The organism is Streptomyces sp. NBC_00078 (assembly GCF_026343335.1).
GTDB lineage: Bacteria > Actinomycetota > Actinomycetes > Streptomycetales > Streptomycetaceae > Streptomyces.
The window spans coordinates 2,054,133-2,074,947 of sequence record NZ_JAPELX010000001.1 but is presented as its reverse complement, the minus strand read 5'-3'; the positions used below and the strand labels follow the sequence as shown (position 1 = coordinate 2,074,947).

Annotated in this window: 16 protein-coding genes and 6 pseudogenes; 20 read left to right on the top strand and 2 right to left on the bottom strand. The window is 70.1% G+C overall.

The window, feature by feature from the left end; all coding sequences use genetic code 11:
• Nucleotides 1-106: 106 nt before the first annotated feature.
• Both OOK07_RS09660 and OOK07_RS09655 read left to right on the top strand, forming a co-directional pair.
• Nucleotides 107-1,048, top strand: a complete 942-nt coding sequence (locus OOK07_RS09660; protein WP_266678796.1) for a 5-dehydro-4-deoxyglucarate dehydratase — start codon at nucleotides 107-109, stop codon at nucleotides 1,046-1,048.
• Nucleotides 1,045-2,208, top strand: coding sequence for a hypothetical protein (locus OOK07_RS09655; RefSeq protein ID WP_266795930.1), 1,164 nt, complete (start codon nucleotides 1,045-1,047; stop codon nucleotides 2,206-2,208). The genes OOK07_RS09660 and OOK07_RS09655 overlap by 4 nt, the downstream gene beginning before the upstream one ends.
• Here the strand turns inward: OOK07_RS09655 and OOK07_RS09650 are convergent.
• Nucleotides 2,145-3,379 (bottom strand): annotated as a pseudogene (locus OOK07_RS09650) (MFS transporter). The gene OOK07_RS09655 and the pseudogene OOK07_RS09650 overlap by 64 nt on opposite strands.
• Before the next feature lie 139 nt (nucleotides 3,380-3,518).
• Between OOK07_RS09650 and OOK07_RS09645 the strand changes: the two are divergent.
• The 17 genes and pseudogenes from OOK07_RS09645 (at nucleotide 3,519) to OOK07_RS09565 (ending at nucleotide 19,653) form a co-directional block, all read left to right on the top strand.
• Nucleotides 3,519-4,121: a TIGR03086 family metal-binding protein gene (locus OOK07_RS09645; protein ID WP_266678785.1), complete on the top strand. Its 603-nt coding sequence runs from the start codon at nucleotides 3,519-3,521 to the stop codon at nucleotides 4,119-4,121.
• A 330-nt stretch (nucleotides 4,122-4,451) separates the two neighbouring features.
• Nucleotides 4,452-5,120, top strand: coding sequence for a GntR family transcriptional regulator (locus tag OOK07_RS09640; protein ID WP_266678783.1), 669 nt, complete (start codon nucleotides 4,452-4,454; stop codon nucleotides 5,118-5,120).
• Entirely contained in the window at nucleotides 5,117-6,028 is a 912-nt protein-coding gene (locus tag OOK07_RS09635) for a dihydrodipicolinate synthase family protein (RefSeq protein WP_266678781.1), read from the top strand. Before OOK07_RS09640 ends, OOK07_RS09635 begins: the two co-directional genes overlap by 4 nt.
• A complete protein-coding gene (gene araD, locus OOK07_RS09630) occupies nucleotides 6,025-7,755 on the top strand; it encodes an L-arabinonate dehydratase (RefSeq protein WP_266795928.1) in 1,731 nt (576 codons plus the stop codon). Before OOK07_RS09635 ends, araD begins: the two co-directional genes overlap by 4 nt.
• A 145-nt stretch (nucleotides 7,756-7,900) precedes the next feature.
• Complete coding sequence (locus tag OOK07_RS09625) at nucleotides 7,901-8,836, top strand: carbohydrate ABC transporter permease (RefSeq protein ID WP_266795926.1); 936 nt, start codon at nucleotides 7,901-7,903, stop codon at nucleotides 8,834-8,836.
• A complete protein-coding gene (locus OOK07_RS09620; RefSeq protein ID WP_405672503.1) occupies nucleotides 8,833-9,717 on the top strand; it encodes a carbohydrate ABC transporter permease in 885 nt (294 codons plus the stop codon). Before OOK07_RS09625 ends, OOK07_RS09620 begins: the two co-directional genes overlap by 4 nt.
• Nucleotides 9,714-10,019 (top strand): annotated as a pseudogene (locus OOK07_RS09615) (pectate lyase family protein); the annotation flags it as partial. The gene OOK07_RS09620 and the pseudogene OOK07_RS09615, both read left to right, overlap by 4 nt.
• Before the next feature lie 143 nt (nucleotides 10,020-10,162).
• A complete protein-coding gene (locus tag OOK07_RS09610) occupies nucleotides 10,163-11,305 on the top strand; it encodes a Gfo/Idh/MocA family protein (RefSeq protein ID WP_266795925.1) in 1,143 nt (380 codons plus the stop codon).
• Entirely contained in the window at nucleotides 11,302-12,840 is a 1,539-nt protein-coding gene (locus OOK07_RS09605) for a glycoside hydrolase family 43 protein (protein ID WP_266795923.1), read from the top strand. The genes OOK07_RS09610 and OOK07_RS09605 overlap by 4 nt, the downstream gene beginning before the upstream one ends.
• A 74-nt stretch (nucleotides 12,841-12,914) precedes the next feature.
• A pseudogene (locus tag OOK07_RS09600) lies at nucleotides 12,915-13,234 on the top strand (pectinesterase family protein); the annotation flags it as partial.
• A gap of 51 nt (nucleotides 13,235-13,285) precedes the next feature.
• Nucleotides 13,286-14,623 (top strand): ABC transporter substrate-binding protein, encoded by a 1,338-nt coding sequence (locus tag OOK07_RS09595; RefSeq protein WP_266795921.1) that lies wholly within the window; start codon nucleotides 13,286-13,288, stop codon nucleotides 14,621-14,623.
• A gap of 100 nt (nucleotides 14,624-14,723) precedes the next feature.
• Nucleotides 14,724-15,530, top strand: a complete 807-nt coding sequence (locus OOK07_RS09590) for a rhamnogalacturonan acetylesterase (RefSeq protein ID WP_266795919.1) — start codon at nucleotides 14,724-14,726, stop codon at nucleotides 15,528-15,530.
• Nucleotides 15,531-15,547: 17 nt separating this feature from the next.
• Nucleotides 15,548-16,861, top strand: a complete 1,314-nt coding sequence (locus OOK07_RS09585) for a pectate lyase family protein (protein ID WP_524540312.1) — start codon at nucleotides 15,548-15,550, stop codon at nucleotides 16,859-16,861.
• A gap of 111 nt (nucleotides 16,862-16,972) precedes the next feature.
• A complete protein-coding gene (locus OOK07_RS09580) occupies nucleotides 16,973-18,100 on the top strand; it encodes a pectinesterase family protein (protein WP_266795917.1) in 1,128 nt (375 codons plus the stop codon).
• A gap of 1 nt (nucleotide 18,101) precedes the next feature.
• Complete coding sequence (locus tag OOK07_RS43645) at nucleotides 18,102-18,371, top strand: hypothetical protein (protein WP_406311429.1); 270 nt, start codon at nucleotides 18,102-18,104, stop codon at nucleotides 18,369-18,371.
• Nucleotides 18,372-18,528: 157 nt separating this feature from the next.
• Nucleotides 18,529-18,735 (top strand): annotated as a pseudogene (locus OOK07_RS09570) (right-handed parallel beta-helix repeat-containing protein); the annotation flags it as partial.
• A gap of 120 nt (nucleotides 18,736-18,855) precedes the next feature.
• The gene (locus tag OOK07_RS09565) at nucleotides 18,856-19,653 is read left to right on the top strand and encodes an HAD family acid phosphatase (RefSeq protein WP_266678765.1); all 798 of its coding nucleotides are present in this window, start codon (nucleotides 18,856-18,858) and stop codon (nucleotides 19,651-19,653) included.
• On the opposite strand, the pseudogene OOK07_RS09560 reads toward OOK07_RS09565, so the two are convergent.
• Nucleotides 19,646-20,117 (bottom strand): annotated as a pseudogene (locus OOK07_RS09560) (family 43 glycosylhydrolase); the annotation flags it as partial. The gene OOK07_RS09565 and the pseudogene OOK07_RS09560 overlap by 8 nt on opposite strands.
• Between OOK07_RS09560 and OOK07_RS09555 the strand changes: the two are divergent.
• Nucleotides 20,099-20,644, top strand: a pseudogene (locus tag OOK07_RS09555) (right-handed parallel beta-helix repeat-containing protein); the annotation flags it as partial. The pseudogenes OOK07_RS09560 and OOK07_RS09555 sit on opposite strands and share 19 nt — an antisense overlap.
• Between the last annotated feature and the right edge of the window lie 171 nt (nucleotides 20,645-20,815).

Below are 20,815 nucleotides of genomic sequence, written 5' to 3'. Positions count from 1 at the left end.
TGGTGTGATGCGGGTTGGCGCGCTTGACCGGCCGTGAGGGGGCGGCTTAGCGTGTGAGTGTTCAGAAATATGGACGCCGATCATAAACATGGAACCGGGAGCGCCCGTGACGCCAGCCCCCCTCGCCGAGCGACTCAGCATCCCCAGCGGACCGCTGTTCTTCCCGGTCACGGCCTACGGTCCCGACGGCTCGGTCGACGTCGACGTGTACCGCGCGCATGTGCGCCGCGGGGTCGAGGCCGGGGCCGCCGCGGTCTTCGCATGCTGTGGCACCGGTGAGTTCCACGCGCTCACGCCGGAGGAGTTCGAGGCCTGTGTGCGGGCGGCCGTCGAGGAGACGGCCGGACGCGTGCCGGTCGTCGCCGGCGCCGGGTACGGCACCGCGCTCGCCGTGCGGTACGCGCGCCTCGCCGAGGCCGCCGGTGCGGACGGCCTGCTCGCCCTGCCGCCGTACCTCGTGGCCGCCGGACAGGAGGGGCTGGTGCGGCACTACCGGGCGGTGGCCGCGGCGAGTGGCCTGCCCGTCATCGTCTACCAGCGCGACAACGCCGTGTTCACTCCGGAGGGCGTCGTCGAGCTGGCCCGCACCGACGGGATCATCGGCTTCAAGGACGGCCTCGGCGACCTCGACCTCATGCAGCGCATCGTCAGCGCCGTACGCACCGAGGTCCCCGGCGACTTCCTCTACTTCAACGGCCTGCCGACCGCCGAACAGACCCAGCTCGCCTACCGCGGCATCGGCATCACGCTCTACTCCTCCGCGGTCTTCTGCTTCGTCCCCGAGATCGCCCTCGCCTTCCACCAGGCCCTCCAGACCGGCGACGACGCCGTCGCGCACCGCCTCCTCGACGGCTTCTACCGCCCGTTCGTCGAGCTGCGCGCGCAGGGACGCGGCTACGCCGTCGCCCTGGTCAAGGCCGGTGTACGGCTGCGCGGACTGGACGTGGGTGAGGTCAGGCCGCCCCTGCACGAGCCGGCCGAGGACCATGTGAAGCAGCTCGCCGAGCTGATCGACCGCGGATACGAGCTGCTGGAGGAAGACAAGTGAAGGCGTCGACTTTCGTCTACCCCTGGGACGTCAACGGGGACCCCGAGGCCGCCGCGCGCATCGCCGGGCTCGGCGTGCGGCAGGTGACCCTCGCCGCCGCCTACCACTCCACGCGCGCGCTGACGCCCCGCCACCCGCAACGCCGCATCGTCACGGCCGAGCACGCGGCGGTGCTGTATCCGGCCGACGGCCGCTGGGAAGGGCGTGCGCTGCGGCCGTACGCGGCCGGCGACTGGGCGCCCGGGGACGCCTTCGGCGAGGCCGCGACGGCGCTCGCGGACGCCGGTCTGGAGGTGCACACCTGGGTCGTGCTCGCGCACAACTCCCGCCTGGGCGCCGAGCATCCGGACACTTCTGTCGTCAACGCCTACGGCGACCGCTACCCCTGGGCCCCGTGCATCGCCCAGCCCGCCACGCGCGCCTACCTCGTCGACCTGGCCGCCGAGGCAGCCGTACGACCGGGAGCGCGCGGCACCGAACTGGAGTCGCTCGGCTGGTACGGGCTCCAGCATCTGCACGCCCACGACAAGACCGGCGGGGTGCCGCTCGGGGACGCCGGGATGTACCTGATGGCGCTCTGCTTCTGCCCCGCCTGCCGGCAGGGATACGGCGAACAGGGCCTGGACGCAGACGAGTTGGCGGCCGCCGTGCGTGAGGCGCTCAAACCGCTGTGGCAGGGCGCACCCGACGCCGGGGACTGGGCCGGGGTCGAGAAGCTGCTCGGCGAGGAGAAGGCGGCCGCCACGCGCGCGTGGCGCGACCCGGTCGCCCGCACCCTCCAGGAGACGGCGGTCCGCGCGGTGCGCGACGCGGCGCCCGAGGGCTTCCAGGTACTGCTGCACGCCGACCCGGTGACGTATCACGTCGGCGCCAACCCGGGCGTCGACCCCGAGCACATCCTGTCCGTCGCGGACGGCGTCGTCGTGCCGTGCGGCGACGGTACGGGCCCGTTGAGCCCCTTCTCCGAACAGGGCCTCGAAGAGGCCGTCATCGCCGCCAACTTCCCCGTGGTCTCCGGGATGGGCGGCAGCCCGGACACGCTGGCCGCGGACGCGGCCGAGGCCCGGGGCCGCGGCGCCACCGAACTGCGGCTGTATCACGCCGGGTTGGCGTCGGACGGGGACCTGGAGGCGGTGCGGTCGGCGCTCGCCGGGCTGTGAAACAGCGGGACCGCCGTAACCAGCAGTCCCGCTCCCAGGATCAGCAACAGCAGCCGGTAGTCGGCCAGTTCGACCAGGAGGGCTCCCACGACCAGCCCGATCACGTTGGGCGTGAACATCAGCGTGTTGGCCGTGGCGGTCGTACGGCCCAGCAGCGCGTCCGGAGTCTCGCGCTGCACGGCGGTCAGCGCCGCGATCAGAACGCACGGCAGTCCCACTCCGCTCGCCGCGCTGCACGCCACGGTCACCGGGTCGGAGGCGACGGCACGCAGCGCCACGGCGACGGCGGTGAGGGCGATGCCGCACGCGGCGAACCGCCGCTCGCCGAGAAGGCGCAGGGCGGGCCCGGACAGCAGCCCTACCACCACCGAGCCGGCACCCTGGACGGCGTACAGCACACCGGCGTAGGCGGGCGAGTGCCCGAGGCCCGCGACGACCGCATAGAGCAACGCGCCGCCGACGCCCGCGAAGAACATCATGGCGCCGCCCGCCAGGACCAGCGGGCGCAGGCGCGGGTGGTGCCGGAGGTGGTGGGCGCCTTCCGCCGTCCGTGCCCGCCAGGTGCCGACGGGCGGCTCAGGCCTGCGCTCGGGGACGCGGAGGCGGCAGAGCACACCCGTGGCGAGCACGAACGTCACGGCATCCAGGAGGGCGACGCTGCCGCCGCCGTACGCCGAGTACAGGCCCGCCCCGGCCAGGGGTGCCAGCAGCTTCATGCCCTCGGTCGCCGTCATGCGCAGCCCGTTGAAATCGCCGAGCAGGGCCGCGGGGACCACCGCGGCGACGAGAGCGGACTCGGCCGCCTCATGGACGACGCCCGTGGCGCCGTAGACGAACAGGACCGCGTACAGGAGCCACAGCGCCTTGGGGGAGTCGACGGTGAGGAGGGTGAGCAGGAGGGCGGCCAGGAGCAGGTTCGAGCAGATCAGGAGGGGTTTGGGCGGGTGCGGTCGGCGAGGGTGCCGAGCGCCGGCCCGGCCAGGGCCGGCGCCCACATGGCGAGCAGGCACAGCGCGGCCAGGCCGTCGGAGCCGGTGAGGTCCTTGACCCACACACCGGAGGCCAGCCACAGCGCCGAGGTGCCGAAGCCGGAGACCACCACGCAGGTGAGATACAGCCGTGCGTTGCGCTCCCGCAGGACGCGGGGCGCTGTCCAGGTCGATGTCGTCATGCCTGGTCATCGTGGGGCTAAGGCCCTGCCCGGGGGATGGGGCAGTTGCCCTATGTCCTGACGGCGATGAGTTTTCGGGCGCCGGCCGGTCTACTCCCCAGAACCAGAACCAGAACCAGAACCGTGAGGAGTGCTGTGGATGACTGAAAAGACCCTCGACCTCGGACCACAGACGCGTGTGATCGCTCGGCTCGTGGAGGGCGTGCGCGAGGAGCAGCTGACGGCGCCGACGCCCTGCCCCGACTGCGCGGTGCGCAACATGCTGGGCCATCTGCTCGGCCTGTCCGTCGCCTTCCGCGACGCCGCCCGCAAGGACCTGGGCGCCACGACCGATACCGCCCCGGACGCCGCCGCACCCGACATCGGCCCCGACTGGCGCGCGGAGTTCCCGAAGGTTCTCGACGAACTGGCCGACGCCTGGCGCACCCCCGACGCCTGGAACGGGATGACCCGCGCGGGCGGACTCGACCTGCCCGGCGCGGTCGCCGGCGCCGTCGCGGCCGACGAGCTGGTGATCCACGGCTGGGACCTGGCCCGAGCCACCGGCCAGCCCTACGACCCCGACCCGTCCGCCCTCCAGGTCTCCCACGACTTCCTCCTGGCGGCGGCCAACGACCCGAGCCGGGGCGGCGGCATCTTCGGCCCCGTGGTTCCGGTCCCCGCGGACGCGCCCCTGCTGGACCGCGCGGTGGGCCTGAGCGGACGGGACCCCGGCTGGCGGACGGGAGCCCAGGGAGCCTAGTGCCCCTGGCGACCTGGAGCTCGACTCGTTGCCGCGGGTACGGGCGTCGGCACGTGTGACTGCCCGCCGCGGAAGCTCAGCGGCCCCTGCGCCCGGTGCCGCGCGCGGGGCGCTGCTCGGGCAAGGTCTCCACGTCGCGAAGGGCCCGCCGAAACGCCTTCCGTGCCCGCCCCTGCCGCGCCTTCTTTGTCAGAAGCATTGACGAACCCTGCGCCCCCTCCTACCTTCAACGCGTCGGACTTCATACGTCATATATGAGACGCGATACGCGAGATCAGATACGCGAGGTCGGATACCCGGGATCTGACACGTGACTTCGGAGAGGCGCGCATGACCTCTGTGCCCATCCCCATCCCCGTGCCCATCCCGTCCCGCACCCAGTACGTGCTGGACGCGATCAAGCACCGCATCCTCACCGGGCAGTTGACGCCTGGCCAGGCCCTGGTCGAGACCGAGCTGGCCGCGCAGTTCGGGGTGTCCAAGACCCCCGTGCGCGAGGCGCTCAAGACCCTGGCGGGCACCGGGCTGGTCGTGATGAGCCAGTACAAGGGCGTCACGGTGCGCATGGTGGACTCGGACATGGCGCGCGAGGTCTACGACGTGCGGCAGCTGCTCGAACCCGAGGCGCTGAGGCGCGCGGTGCAGCGCGGCGCCTCTCTCGACGCCGCGCGTGACGCGCTCACCCGCGCCGACGCCGCGACCGACGCCGCCGAACGCTCCCTCGCCAACCGGGAGTTCCACCGCGCTCTCTACGTGCCGTGCGGCAACCCGCTGCTCGGCCGGATGCTCGACGAGGTCCGCGACCAGGCGGCCCTCGTCGCCGCCGTGGCCTGGGCTGCCCACCCCTCCTGGGAGCGGGAGGCCGCCGAGCACCGCGAGATCCTGCGGCTCGCCGTGGAGGGCGACGCGGACGCGGCCGCGCGTGCGCTGCACGCCCACATCGCGTCCTTCGTCCAGCGGGCGTTCCCCGAGGAGCCGGAACAGGAAGGCCAGGAATGAGCAGCGTGACGTTCGAGGCCCAGCGGGCGGCCCTGGCCGACGTGGTGGCGATCCCGGTGACACCGTTCGCCGAGAACGGCTCCGTCGACCAGGACGCCCACCGGGCCCTGCTGCGTCGGCTGCTCGACGGCGGCGTCCAGATCCTCACCCCGAACGGCAACACCGGCGAGTTCTACGCCCTCACCCCCGAAGAGCGCTGCCTGGTGACGGAGTTGACCATCGACGAGGCCGGCGACCGCGCCGCGATCCTCGTCGGCGTCGGTCACGACGTGCCCACCGCCGTCGCTTCCGCACGCCACGCCCGCGACCTCGGCGCCCAGATGGTGATGGTCCATCAACCCGTCCACCCGTACGTCTCCCAGGGCGGCTGGGTCGACTACCACCGCGCCATCGCCGAGTCCGTTCCCGAGTTGGGCGTCGTCCCGTACATCCGGAACGCCCAGCTGTCCGGTGCCCGCCTGGCCGAACTCGCCGACGCCTGCCCGAACGTCATCGGCGTCAAGTACGCCGTACCGGACGCCGCCAGGTTCGCCGCCTTCGCGCGCGACGCCGGGCTCGACCGCTTCGTGTGGGTCGCCGGGCTCGCCGAGCCGTACGCCCCCTCGTACTTCTCCGCGGGCGCCACCGGCTTCACCTCCGGACTCGTGAACGTCGCCCCGTCCGTCTCGCTGAACATGATTGAAGCGCTTCGATCCGGTGACTACGCGGCAGCCATGAAGGTCTGGGAGCAGATCCGCCGCTTCGAGGAGCTGCGTGCGGCGGGCGGCTCCGCCGACAACGTCACCGTCGTCAAGGAGGCCCTCGCCTCCCTCGGCCTGTGCCGTCGCGACGTCCGCCCGCCGAGCAGGGCGCTGCCGGAGGACGAACGCGCGGAGGTCGCCGCCATAGCCGCGGGGTGGTCGATATGACCGACAGAAAGCGCCCCGAAGAACTCAGAAGCCATCAGTGGTACGGCGCCGAGGGCCCGCTGCGCACCTGGTCGCACAACGCCCGTATGCGCCAGCTCGGCTACGAGGCGGAGGAGTACCGGGGCCGCCCGGTGATCGGGGTCCTGAACACCTGGTCCGACATCAACCCCTGCCACGTCCACCTTCGTGAGCGCGCCCAGGCCGTCAAGCGCGGGGTGTGGCAGGCCGGAGGCTTCCCGCTCGAGTTCCCGGTCTCCACGCTCTCCGAGACGTACCAGAAGCCGACCCCGATGCTCTACCGCAACCTGCTCGCGATGGAGACGGAGGAGCTGCTGCGCTCCTATCCGATCGACGCGGCGGTGCTGCTCGGCGGCTGCGACAAGTCGACGCCGGCGCTGCTCATGGGCGCAGCCTCGGCCGACATACCGTCGATCTTCGTCCCTGCGGGTCCGATGCTGCCGGGACACTGGCGCGGTGAGACCCTCGGGTCCGGTACCGACATGTGGAAGTACTGGGACGAGCACCGCGCGGGCAATCTGACGGACTGTGAACTACGAGAACTACAGGGCGGGTTGGCGCGTTCTCCCGGTCACTGCATGACCATGGGGACCGCCTCCACGATGACCGCGGCGGCGGAGGCCCTCGGCATGACGCTGCCGGGCGCCTCATCGATCCCGGCCGTCGACTCCGGGCACGAGCGGATGGCCGCCGCCTCCGGGCGCCGCGCCGTGGAACTCGCCTGGACCGGGCCCAAGCCGTCCGGGATCCTCACCCGCGAAGCCTTCGAGGACGCCGTCACCACGGTGCTCGGGCTCGGCGGTTCCACCAACGCGGTCATCCATCTGGTCGCGATGGCGGGACGCTGCCAAGTGCCGCTCACCCTCGACGACTTCGACCGCATCGCGCGCACCGTGCCGGTGCTCGCGAACGTCCGGCCCGGCGGACAGACGTACCTCATGGAGGACTTCCACTTCGCCGGCGGCCTGCCCGCCTTCCTCTCGCGGATCACCGACCTGCTGCACCTGGACCGGCCGACCGTGGACGGCACCCTGGGGGAGCGGATCGAGGGCGCCGTCGTCCACAACGACGACGTCATCCGCACCCGCGAGAACCCGGTCGCCGGCGAGGGCGGGGTCGCGGTCCTGCGCGGCAACCTCTGCCCCGACGGCGCCGTCATCAAGCACATCGCCGCCGAGCAGCACCTGCTCAGGCACACCGGTCCCGCGGTCGTCTTCGACGACTACAGGACCATGCAACGCACCATCAACGAACCGGAGTTGAACATCACCGCGGACAGCGTGCTGGTGCTGCGCAACGCCGGCCCCAAGGGCGGCCCCGGCATGCCCGAGTACGGGATGCTGCCGATCCCCGACCACCTGCTCAAGCAGGGGGTGCGGGACATGGTGCGGATCTCCGACGCCCGGATGAGCGGCACGAGCTACGGCGCCTGCGTGCTGCACGTCGCGCCCGAGTCGTACATCGGCGGACCACTCGCCCTCGTCCGCTCCGGGGACCTCATCACCCTCGACGTCGAGGCGCGTGTCCTGCATCTCCACGTGGACGACGAGGAACTGGAGCGGCGCAGGGCGGACTGGACACCGCCGCCCACCCGTTACGAGCGCGGCTACGGAGCGCTCTACAACGAGCAGATCACCCAGGCCGACACCGGCTGCGACTTCGAGTTCCTGGCCCGGCCGGGCAAGGCCGCCGACCCGTACGCGGGCTGAACCACCGCACCACCCCAGGCAAGGCCAGGAACCGGCCGCGCACCCGGAGAAAGCGCTTCCCGGACGCTGCGCGACGCACCGTACGCACCACGCACCGTACGCACCACGCACCGTACGCACGACGTCCCGAGAACGGAGACCAGTCATGGCCCAAGCCGCAGCCGTGGCGAAACCGCCCGCGCCACCCCGGCGACGCCGTGCCTCCGCCACGCCCCGCAGGCTCCCGTACCTGCTGATCGCCCCGGCGGCCCTGCTCATGCTGGGTTTCATCGCCTACCCGGTCATCAGCGTCTTCTACTACAGCCTGCAGAACTACAACCCCACCAAGCCGTGGCGGAACGGCTACGCGGGGTTCGACAACTTCGTCCACGCCTTCACCGACGATCCGCAGTTCTGGGACACGCTGACCTTCAGCGCCAAGTGGGTCGTCGTCGAGGTGGGGCTGCAGCTGCTCTTCGGTCTCGCGCTGGCCCTGATCGTCAACCAGACCTTCGTGGGGCGGGCGGTGGGCCGCGCGCTCGTCTTCTCCCCGTGGGCCGTGTCGGGTGTGCTGACCTCCGCGATCTGGGTGCTGCTCTACAACTCCCAGACGGGTGTCACCCGTTACCTCGCGGACATGGGCATCGGCTCGTACGGCACCAGCTGGCTGTCCGACACGTCGACCGTCTTCCCCGCGGCGATCGTCGCCGATCTGTGGAGAGGGGTCCCCTTCTTCGCGATCCTCATCCTCGCCGACCTGCAGTCCGTCTCGCAGGATCTGTACGAGGCCGCCGAGGTCGACGGGGCGAGTCGCATCAAGCAGTTCTGGCACATCACGCTGCCGCACCTGAAGGACGCGATCGTGCTGTCGACGCTGCTGCGTGCCGTGTGGGAGTTCAACAACGTCGACCTGCTCTACACCCTCACGGGCGGCGGACCGGCGGGAGAGACCACGACGCTCCCGCTCTACATCGCCAACACCAGCGTGGACGCACACAACTTCGGCTACGCATCCGCCCTGACCACGGTGGCCTTCGTGATTCTGCTCTTCTGCTCGATCGTCTATCTGCGGCTGAGCAAGTTCGGAGGTGGGGAGAAGTGATCACCGAGATCGCACCCGCTCCCGAGCGCGCGGAGCCCCAGCCGCCCCCGTCCCGCGGCAGGCTCCGCGCCTGGGACGAGGCCCCCCGCTGGCAGATCTACGTTCCCCTGTCGATCTACCTCCTCTTCACCCTGATCCCCTTCTACTGGATCCTGCTCTTCGCCCTGCGCCCGGCCGGGTCGACCTCGCTCGTGCCCTGGCCGATGACCTTCGACCACTTCGAAAAGGTCTGGAACGAGCGGGCCTTCGGCACCTACTTCCACAACAGCGTGCTCGTCGGCGTCGCGACCCTGGTGATGACGACCCTGGTCGCGCTGGCCGGCGGCTACGCCCTCGCCCGGTTCGACTTCAGGATCAAGAAGGCCTTCATGCTGGCCCTGCTCTGCACGCAGTTCGTGCCGGGCGCCCTGCTCCTGGTCCCGCTCTTCGAGATCTTCGCCAACCTGCAGATGATCAACTCGCTGGCCGGCGTCATCATCGCGGAGACCGTCTTCCAGCTGCCGCTGTCGATGATCCTGATCAGCGGCTTCATCCGGAACGTGCCGTACTCTCTGGAGGAGGCCGCCTGGGTCGACGGCTGCAACCGGTTCACCGCGTTCCGGATCGTCGTACTCCCGCTGCTGCGGCCCGGGTTGATCGCCGTCGGCTCCTTCGCCTTCGTGCACGCCTGGAACCACTTCCTGTTCGCCCTGATGTTCCTGAGCGACCAGGGCAAGCAGACCATCCCGGTCGGCCTCAACACCCTGATGAGCGCGGACAGCGTCGACCTCGGCGCGCTCGCCGCGGGCGGCATCATCGCGGCCGTACCCGTCGTGATCGTGTTCGCCTTCATCCAGAAGTGGCTGATCACCGGCTTCAGTGCGGGGGCGGTGAAGGGATGAGGCGGATACGGATTCTTCAACTCGCTGCCACTGTCGGCCTGTTGGCGATCCCGGGCACACCTGCGGGCGCCGAGGACCGCGACATCAGTCGCGACACCGTGGCCCCCGACGACGGCTGGGCGGCATACGGCACCGGAACCACCGGCGGATCGGCCGCCGACGACACCCACGTCCACACCGTCACCGACCGCGCCGGCCTCGTCCGCGCCCTCGACGGCGGCAGCGACACCCCGAAGATCATCAAGATCGCCGGGACCATAGACGCCAACACCGACGACGACGGCCACCGCCTGGACTGCGCCGCGATCTACGACGCCTACAACTCCGGCAGCGAGCGCGACCTCACGGCCGACGTCGGCTGGACGCCTACCCTGCACACAAAGATCGACAGCGCCGCGGTGGCCGACCGTGAGGTGGCGCGCGGCGCGGGCGCAGGGAGGATCCCATGACCGTACCCATCGTTCTCGCGGGCGCACGAGGCCACGGCCGCTGGCACCTCGACAACATCCGCCGCCTCCAGGACAAGGGGATCGTGCGGCTGGCCGGCATCTGCGAGCTGACCCCGCTGAGCGGGAACGAGATCCCGGACGGCCTCGGCGCGCCCGAGCAGTCCGCCGACTTCGGCGCGCTCCTCGACTCCACCGGCGCCCGGATCGCCGTCGTCTGCACGCCGATCCCGACCCACACCGACCTGGCGCTCACGGCCGCAGGCAAGGGCGTGCACCTGCTGCTGGAGAAGCCGCCCGCTCCGTCGTACGCCGCGTTCCGCCGGATGGCCGACGGGGTCGCCGAGGCGGGCGTGGCGTGCCAGATCGGCTTCCAGTCGCTCGGCTCGCACGCCGTCCCCGCGATCCACGGGATGGTCGCCGAGGGCGCGATCGGCGAGGTCGTCGGGGTCGGCGGGGCTGGTGCCTGGGCGCGCGCCGAGGCCTACTACCGGCGGGCGCCCTGGGCGGGCAAGCGGCGCCTGAACGGCGTCGACGTGATCGACGGAGTGCTGACCAACCCCCTCGCGCACGCCGTCGCCACCGCCCTGGCCCTGAACGGCACCACGCGTGCCGAGGACGTCACCGAGATCGAGACCGAGCTGCTGCGCGCCAACGACATCGAGTCCGACGACACCTCCTGCGTCCGCGTCACCACCGCCCACGGCGGCCAGGTCACCGTCGCCGCGACCCTGTGCGCCGAGGACCCCGACGAGCCGTATGTCGTCGTGCACGGCACCAGCGGCCGGATCACCTTCTGGTACAAGCAGGACCGCGTCCTGCTCCAGCGCGCCGGCCACGGTCCCGAGGAGTACGAGTACGGCCGCACCGACCTGCTGGAGAACCTGGCCGACCACCTCACCGACGGCACCGAACTGCTGGTCACTCCCGACGCGACCGGCGCCTTCATGAAGGTCGTTGAAGCGATTCGACTGGCCCCCGACCCGGCCCCGATGCCGCGGGAGGCCTGGCGGCTGATCCCCGACGAGGAGCGCAGGGTCGTCCCCGGCATCGACGGCCTCGTCGCGGCCGCCGCCGACACCCTCGCCCTCTACTCCGAGCTCGGCGCCACCTGGGCCCTACCGAAAGAGGTGAGACAGTGACGACGTACACGAACCCGATCCTCGACGCCGACTGGTCCGACCCGGACGTCGTCCGCGTCGGAGACGACTACTACCTCACCGCCTCCAGCTTCGGCCGCGCGCCCGGCCTCCCGCTGCTGCACTCCCGCGACCTGGTCAACTGGACCCTGGTCGGCCATGCGCTGCACCGCCTCGAACCCGCCGCCGAGTTCAGGACCCCGCGCCACGACTGCGGCGTATGGGCGCCCTCGTTGCGCCATCACGACGACCGCTTCTGGATCTTCTGGGGCGACCCGGACCAGGGCATCTTCCAGGTCAACGCCCCGGAGATACGCGGCCCTTGGGCCCGCCCGCACCTGGTGAAGGCCGGCAGGGGACTCATCGACCCCTGCCCCCTGTGGGACGAGGAGACCGGCGAGGCCTACCTCGTGCACGCCTGGGCCAGGTCCCGCTCCGGCGTCAAGAACCGCCTCACCGGCCACCGCATGCGCCCCGACGGCCTCGAACTCCTGGACGAGGGCAAGCTGATCGTCGACGGCGACCTGATACCCGGGTGGTTCACCCTAGAGGGGCCCAAGCTCTACCAGCACGACGGCTGGTTCTGGATCCTCGCGCCCGCCGGGGGAGTGGAGACCGGCTGGCAGGGCGCCTTCCGCTCGCGCGACTTCTTCGGGCCCTACGAGGAGAAGATCGTCCTGGAGCAGAAGGACACCGACGTCAACGGGCCGCACCAGGGAGGCTGGGTGCGCACCCCGACCGGCGAGGACTGGTTCCTGCACTTCCAGCATCGCGGTGCGTACGGCCGCGTCGTGCACCTCCAGCCGATGAGCTGGGGCGATGGAGGCGCCTCCCGCTCGGGCGAAGCCGAGGGTGGGGGAGGCTGGCCGGTGCTCGGGGACGACGGCGCCCCCGTCGCCGTGCACCGGCGTCCCGACCTGCCGCCGCAGCCGCCCGCCGCGCCCGCCACCGACGACGACTTCCCCGGCGGCCGCTTCGGCCGCCAGTGGTCATGGACCGCCAACCCCCAGGACGGCTGGGCCACCCAGCACTCCGGCGACGGCCTGCGGATGACCTGCGTCCGCTCGGCCGACGCGCACGACCTGCGCCGACTCGCGAACGTGCTCACCCAGCGGCTGCCGGGTACGCCGTCCGCCGTCGAGGTGGAGCTGAAGCTGCACAGCGATGAACCCGGAGCGCGGGCCGGGCTGGCGGTGCTCGGGGACGCGTTCAGCTGGATCGGCCTCCAGCGGGAAGCCGACGGGACGGTCCATCTCGTGCACCGCTTCGCCGAGAGGGTCGCCGAACGCGAAAGGGACACCGACCCTCCGCGGCTCGCACCCGAGGGTCGGGTAAGGCTGCGGATCGAGATCGGCACGGGGGCGCGCTGCCGGTTCCGCTACGACATCGGTGACGGCTTCCGGCCCTCCGGTCCCGTCTTCGCCGCCACGCCCTGGCGCTGGGTCGGCGCCCTGCTCGGCCTGTTCGCGCTCGCGCCCGTCGGTTCGGGTCCCGCCGGCACGGCAACCTTCACGCACTTCAGGATCGACTCCTTGTAACCCACCGCACCCGTATGCCTGTTGGGATCCGCAATGACGCAGCACCTTCATAGCAAGCGCTTGCCGAGACCGGGAGCCGGTCGAAGGTCGTGAGCGATGCGCCGGAGCAGTCGTTTCACCTGGGGCGGCCGTGGCATCCGGGCGGTGAACCGGAGGCCGTCGCACAGGTGCTGATCCGGGACACCGAGCTGCCGGCCGCGGTCAGGACGTCGCCGTGGAGCGACATGAGCGGGTTCTCGTGGAAGGACGCGCGGTTCACCGAGTACTGGACTCAGTGCCGGGTGCGGGTGTGACGGCCCGCCGGCCACAGATGAGTGGCGCCGACGCGAAGACGTACACCGTCGCCAACTGCCTCAAGGGCAACGACAACTGGGCGCCCTGGGCCAGTCACTGATCCCCCACAACTCCACATCTCCGCCCTGATCCAGAAGAAGAGAGCCGACCAATGAAGAGCAGCATCCGCAGAAGCAGGCGCGCGGCCCTCGCCGTCGCCCTGGGCTCCGTGCTCGCGCTGACCGCCACCGCCTGCGGCGACGACGGCAGCGGAAGCGCGGGGGACAAGGGCAACGAGGGGTCCGGCAAAGGCGAGATCACCTTCTGGGACAACAACGGTGGTGTCCGTACCGACATATGGAAGGAGATCATCGCCGACTTCGAGAAGAAGAACCCGGACATCAAGGTCAACTACGTCGGCATTCCCGCCGCGAGCGCCCAGTCCAAGTACGACACCGCGATCCAGGGCGGCGGACTGCCGGACGTCGGCGGCGTGGGCACCGCGATGCTCGCCGAGGTCGGGGTCCAGGGCGCGCTGGAGCCGTTGGGCAGCCGGCTGGGCAAGAGCTCGCTGAACGGCAAGCTGAGCCAGAACCTGGTGGACAGCAGCAAGGCCGCGGGCGGCGGCGACCAGCTGTACCAGATCCCGACCTCGGTCAACAACGGCACCCTGTGGTACCGCACCGACCTGTTCAAGAAGGCGGGTCTGGACGCGCCGACGACCTGGTCGAAGTTCTACACGGCCGCCGACAAGCTCACGGACAAGGGCAAGAACCAGTTCGGGTTCACCATCCGCGGCGGTGAGGGCTCCATCGCGCCGGCCCTGGACGCGGCGTACGGCCAGAGCGGCATCACCTCGTTCTGGAACGGCGACAAGACCACGGTCAACGACCCGAAGAACGTCGCCGCGTTGGAGAAGTACGTCGCGCTCTACAAGAAGGACACCCCGTCCGCCGACGTCAACAACGACTTCACCAAGATGGTCGCCCAGTGGGACAGCGGCACGATCGGCATGCTGAGCCACAACCTCGGGTCGTATCAGGACCATCTGAAGGCGCTGGGCGCCGACAAGTTCCGGGGGCTGCCCAATCCGGCGCAGGACGACGGCACGCGGGTGCAGATCTCCAACCCGGTCGACGGGATGAGCCTGTTCAAGTCCAGCAAGAACAAGGCGGCCGCCTGGAAGTTCATCGAGTTCGCCGTCTCGCACGAGGAGAACTCCAAGTACAACGAGTCCGCGGGGCAGATTCCGGCGAACACGGAAGCCGCGAAGGATGCGTGGATCCAGAAGGCCGAGCCCACGAAGCTCGCCGCTGCCGCGCTGAACGGGGCCGACACCAAGATCGTGCAGCTGCCCTACTACCTGCCGGACTGGAACACCATTTCCAAGGCCGACAACGAGCCGAACTTCCAGAAGGTGCTGCTCGGAAAGATGAGCGCGAAGGAATTCTTGGACACGTTGGCCGATCAGCTCGACGCTGCTCAGGCCGACTGGAAGAAAAACCACTGAACTCGGGTGGATTCCGTTGTGGGGGACTGCCGGCCGGTCGGGGCCGGTCGTGCGGTTCCCCGCGCCCTCAAAAGACTAAAAGCCTGAAAGGTGCACGGTCTTGTCACTAACCCGCAGACGGGTGACCGCGGCTGCGCTTGCCGCCGTTCCTCTCGCTTTCACAGGCATCGGTACCGCACAAGCAACGCAACGCCATCGCACGCTTTACATCGCCGGTGATTCCACCGCGGCCCAGAAATACGCCGACGCCGCTCCCGAGACCGGGTGGGGCATGGCATTGCCGTTCTTCCTGCACAAGGATCTTCCCGTCGCCAATCACGCGGTGAACGGGCGCAGTTCGAAGAGTTTCATCGACGAAGGCAGGCTCGATGCCATCCTCGGACTGATCCGGCCGGGGGACCTGCTCCTCATCCAGTTCGCGCACAACGACGAGAAGAGCGACGACCCCACCCGGTACACCGAGCCCTGGACGACGTACCAGGACTATCTGCGGCAGTACATCGACGGCGCCCGCGCGCACGGTGCCCGGCCGGTGCTCGCGACACCCGTCGAGCGCCGCAGATTCGACGCGGACGGCAACGCCGTGCCGACCCACGGCGACTATCCGGCGGCGATGCGCGCGCTCGCCGAGGAGGAGCGGGTGGCGCTGCTCGACGTCGAGGCGTTGTCGCTGGCGCTGTGGCAGGAGCTCGGCGTCGAGAAGACGAAGGTCTATTTCAACTGGACCGCGACCGAGCAGGACAACACGCACTTCAATCCGCCGGGCGCCATCGCCGTGGCGCGGCTCGTGGCGCGGGAACTGCTGCGCGCACGGCTGCTCGCGCCGCGGGACGTCGTCCGGCTGCACGACGACATTCCGACGTCCTGGATCACCTGGCCCGAGGCGACCGACGCCTCGGTCGCGTAACCAAGGAGAGCCGCACAGTGCGTATACAGAAATGTCATGGACGCGTCATAGCATCCCTTGTGGGCTGCACCGCCCTCGTGCTCGGTGTCACGGGGACGTCCGCCGCGCAGGCCCGGTCCCGGGACCTCGGCCGGCAGGTACTCGGCGCGCAGGACGGCTGGGGGGCCCACGGCACCGGCACCACCGGTGGCGCGGCCGCCGACGCCGCGCACCTCTACACCGTCACCGACTGGGCCGGCTTCAAGGCCGCCCTCGCCGCCGGCGGCAGCGCACCGAAGATCATCAAGGTGAAGGGCGTCATCGACGCCGACGGCCCGAGCTGTGAGTCGTTCCAGGTGCCCGGATACGACTTCGACGCCTATCTCGCACAGTACGACCCCGCCGTCTGGGGGCACGACAAGACCCTGGACGACGAGCCCGACGACAGCCCCGAGGGCCTGCGCCGTGCCTCCGCCGCCAACCAGGACACGTACATCAAGGCCACCGTGCCCGCCAACACCACCATCATCGGCGTCGGCGGGAACGCGGGCTTCAACGGCGCCAGCCTGCAGATCAAGGGTGTCGACAACGTCATCGTCCGCAACCTGACCTTCGAGAGCCCCCTCGACTGCTTCCCGCAGTGGGACCCGACCGACACCGCCGACGGCAACTGGAACTCCGAGTACGACAGTGCGGTCGTGTACGGGGCGACGCATGTGTGGATGGACCACGACACGTTCACGGACGGCGACCACCCCGACAGCACGCTGCCGTCCTACTACGGGCGGATCTACGAACAGCACGACGGTGAGCTCGACGTCGTCAAGGGCGCCGACTACGTCACCGCGTCCTGGAACGTCTTCGAGGACCACGACAAGACGATCCTCATCGGCAACAGCGACAGCGCCTCCACGGCCGCCGTCGACCGTGGCCACCTCAAGGTCACCTTCCACCACAACCTGTTCTCGAACCTGGTGGAGCGGGCTCCGCGCGTGCGCTTCGGGCAGGTCGACTCGTACAACAACCACTTCGTGGCCAAGGACGGCTACTCCTACAGCTACGGCATCGGCATCGAGTCCCAACTCGTCGCGGAGCACAACGCGTTCACGCTGCCGGGCGGGGCCGGTGCCGGAAGGATCCTCAAGCGGTGGAACGAGTCGCCGCTCACCGCCGACGACAACTACGTCAACGGTGAGAGGACCGATCTGATCGCCGTCCACAACGCCGAAGTACCCACCGAGGTCCTGCGGTCGGGCGCCGGCTGGACACCCACCCTGCGCACCAAGGTCGATCCGGCCAAGGCGGTGCCCGGAATCGTCGACCACCGCGCCGGCGCGGGCAACCTGCGCTGACACGACCCCTTCGCAACGGGCCGGGACGACCGACCTCGTCCCGGCCGCACCCCCACGCCGAGGAAGTACCCGCACGACCCACCCGAGCCGCAACCCCGAAGGAGCAGCCGCATGCCCTCGCCCCACCACCGACTCCCCCTGTCCAGAAGGGGTTTCCTCCTGACGGGCGCCGGGGCGGCCGCCACGCTCGGCCTCACCTCCGTCCCCGCACGGGCCGCTGCCGGCGGCCCCCGCCCGTTCGGCCGGTACGGAACACCGGCCGCGCGCCCGAACCTCAGGACCCTCTACGTCGACCCGTACGGCCGCGGCGACTTCACCACCGTCCAGGCCGCCGTGACCGCGGCGGAAGGCAGCGGCTGGACACTGGTCCTCGCGCCCGGCACCTACCGGGAGACGGTGGCCGTCGACATCAGCCGTACGGAGGCGACCTGGATCGGAGCCTCGGAGGACCCGCGGGACGTCGTGATCGTCTACGACAACGCCGCGGGCACCTCCAAGCCCGGCGGTGGCACCTACGGCACCACCGGTTCCGCCACCACGACCGTGCAGGCGGACGGCTTCACCGCCCGCTGGATCACCTTCGCCAACGACTGGCTGCGTGCCGACCACCCGGACATCACCGGCACCCAGGCGGTGGCCATCAAGGTGCAGGGAGACCGGAGCGCGTTCACCCACTGCCGCTTCCTCGGCCACCAGGACACGCTGTACTCCGACTCGATCGCGCTCGGCACCTTCGCCCGCCAGTACTACTCGCACTGCTATGTCGAGGGCGACTTCGTCTTCGGCAGGGCGACCGCGGTCTACGAGCAGTGCCACTTCCGCACCCTGAACCGCACCGACCTGGCCGCCGCCCCGTACGGCTTCGTCTTCGCGCCCTCAACGGCGGTCGTCAACCCGCTCGGTTTCCTGGTGTCACGGAGCCGGGTGAGCAGTGAAGCCCCGGACGCCTTCTACAAGTTGGCCCGACCCTGGGTGCCCGGCTCGGACACCACCGCCCGCCCGATGCTCACCGTCCGGGACACCCGCCTCGGCCCCGGCATCGACGCGGTCGCGCCCTACACCAACATGTCGGACACCTATCCGTGGCAGAGCCAGCGGTTCGCCGAGTACCGCAACGGCGGCCCCGGGGCCGTGATCACCGTCTCCGAGAACAGGCCCCGACTCACCGCGGAGCAGGCCGAGTCGGCGACGCGCGCGGTCTACCTCGGCGACTGGGCGCCATGGCAGGAGGGCTGCTGAGATGCCGGCCCGGCGCACCCTCCTCACCGGCATCGTCGGCGGTCTCGTCGCCGTCGGCACCGCTCCCTCCCCGCCTCCGCCTTCGCCGGAGCCCGCCATGTTCTGCACGTGCGCCCAGGTGACTCCGGCCGGGCAGCCGTGGACGACGTGGATCTGGCGCCCCCGCCACGCCGAGGAGCGGTTGCACCTCAAGACGTGGCCCGACCTGGGCCACGTCTTCGTCGACCGCATGCAGGACGAGGTCTTCAGCCGGCTGGACACGGTCCTGTGAACCGCACCCTGTGAACCACCCTGCGAACCATCCCCCACCCGCACGCACGAGAAGGGAACCGCTCTCCATGTCTCGTCGTACCGCACTCGCCACCCTGGCGGCCCTGACCCTGGGCGCCGGCCTCGCCGTCCTCCCCACCCGGGCGCAGGCCGCGACCGTGGTCGTCAGCAACTCGACCGACCTCGTCAGCAAGGGCTCCTCGGTCACCTCGGCCGGCGACAACTGGGACTCCGGGATCTCGACGCCCGCCTTCAAGTCGACGGACGCGAGCAGCACGTACAACGCCCGCAGCTCCAGCGGCACCCTGCCCACCACCACGTTCCTGACGACGGGCAGCACGACCATCGGGGCGACGATGAACTGACCGGGTATCGATCCGGAACCGTTCCGTCCAGAGCGCTTGACCCGTTTTTTGCCTGTGGAAGAGATATCGATCGGGCAACGGGTCTCGCGCACATGAGGGTGACGCGCGTAGAAACCTGTCATGCATAAGCCACTGCGTATCGCGGCGATCACCGCAGCGTGTGCCCTCACCGGCGCTGCTCTCTACGGCGCCGGTGCGGCCACGGCCGGACAGTCCACGGCCAACTCCACCCACGAGCCCTACAACATCGGGCTCCTGGTGAAGGACATCGACACCTACTACGGCACCACGGCGGACGCGGACGGCGTGTACCAGGCGTCCCAGTACAGCCCGTACGCCAAGGACCTGGCGCGTATCGACTCCGCCGCCCGCAAGTACATCGACCAGGCGGCCCGCAAGGCCCACCACCGGGGTGAGAAGCCCGCGGTCGTCTTTGACATCGACGACACCCTGCTGCTCAGCCTCGACTACGAGAAGCGCTACAACTACACGTACAACTCCGCCACTTGGGCGGCGTACGTCAACAAGGCGGACCGTCCGGGCGTCTTCGGCAGCGCCGGGCTCGTCCAGTACGCGCAGAAGAAAGGCGTCGAGGTCTTCTACAACTCCGGCCTCAGCGAGGCGCAGCGCACCGCGGCGGTCGAGAACCTGAAGAAGACCGGCGCCGACGTGAACCTCGACGCCGGCCACATGTTCCTCAAGGATGCCGCGAACCCGCCGTCCTACCTGAGCGCCTGCGCCACTCCGGGCACCTGGACCTGCACGACCGTGCAGTACAAGTCCGGCACGCGCAAGCACATCGAGAAGGACCTCGGGTACGAGATCGTCGCCAACTTCGGGGACCAGTACTCGGACCTGGACGGCGGCTACGCCGACCGGACGTACAAGATCCCGAACCCGACGTACTTCGTCAGCTAGAGCGCACCGGTCCGACCGACTCCAGGGTCGGCAGCACCGGCTCGATGGTGCCGTCCGCCGCGAACGTCAGGCGGTCGACGGTCGTCTCGCGGTGCATGCCGTCACCGCCGGGCCTTCCGGGGCCGTTCAGGGCGAACCGGTGATAGACGATGTACCAGTCGTCGGTGCCGGGGGTGTTCACCACGGAGTGGTGGCCGGTCCCGAGGATCCCGTACTCGGGCCGCTTCGAGAGGATCGTCCCCCGCTCGGTCCACGGGCCGAGCGGGGGACGGTCCCGTCGCGTAGGCGACCTGGTAGTTCTCGCTGCGGGTGTCGTCCTCGGACCACATGAAGTAGTACGTGCCCCTGCGCTTGATCACGAAGGATCCCTCGCGGAAGTTGTCCGGGGTGATGTCCTTCACCTTCGTCGCGTCGTACGACACCATGTCGTCGTTCATTGGCACGACGTACCCGTGGCGCGCGCCTGTACGACAACTCCGACGACGGCCTCGACCTGTGGCAGTTCTCGTCGCCGGTCACCGTCGAGCACTCCTGGGCCTTCGGCAACGGCAGGAACCGCTGGAACGACTCCGCCTTCGAGGGCAACGGCAACGGCTTCAAACTGGGCGGCGGGGGCGTCACGGTCGCGCATGTCGTCAACAACGACGCCGCCTGGGGCAACACGCTGAACGGTCTCACCGAGAACTCCAACACCGGGGCGATCGTGCTGAACCGCAACACCGCGTACGCCGACACCGGTGCCGGCTTCTACTTCGCCACGGGCAGGGCGCGCCTCGCGCGAAACCCCGCCGTGGGCGACAAGGGCGGCCCGGACAAGCTGAGTCCGTCCGCCGTCTCCGCCGCGAACAACTGGGACAGCGGGGTGAGTACGCCGGACTTCCGGTCGAAGGACGCGACGAGCGCGTACGGGGCGCGGAAGCCGGACGGCTCGCTGCCCGCGACGACGTTCCTGACGACGGGTTCCACCACGATCGGATCCACCATGAACTGACCGGACATCGAAGCGCCCCCGCCGGCCGTCGCCGGCGGGGGCGCTCTGTCGCCGACGAGGGGGCTCAGTCGGCGGCTGCCGGACGAGGGGGGCTCAGACCGGCAGGTTCAGGAGGCGTCCGTGTGCCACGTACTGGTAGTGACGTTGAAAACGGACGTCAGGTTGGCTGCT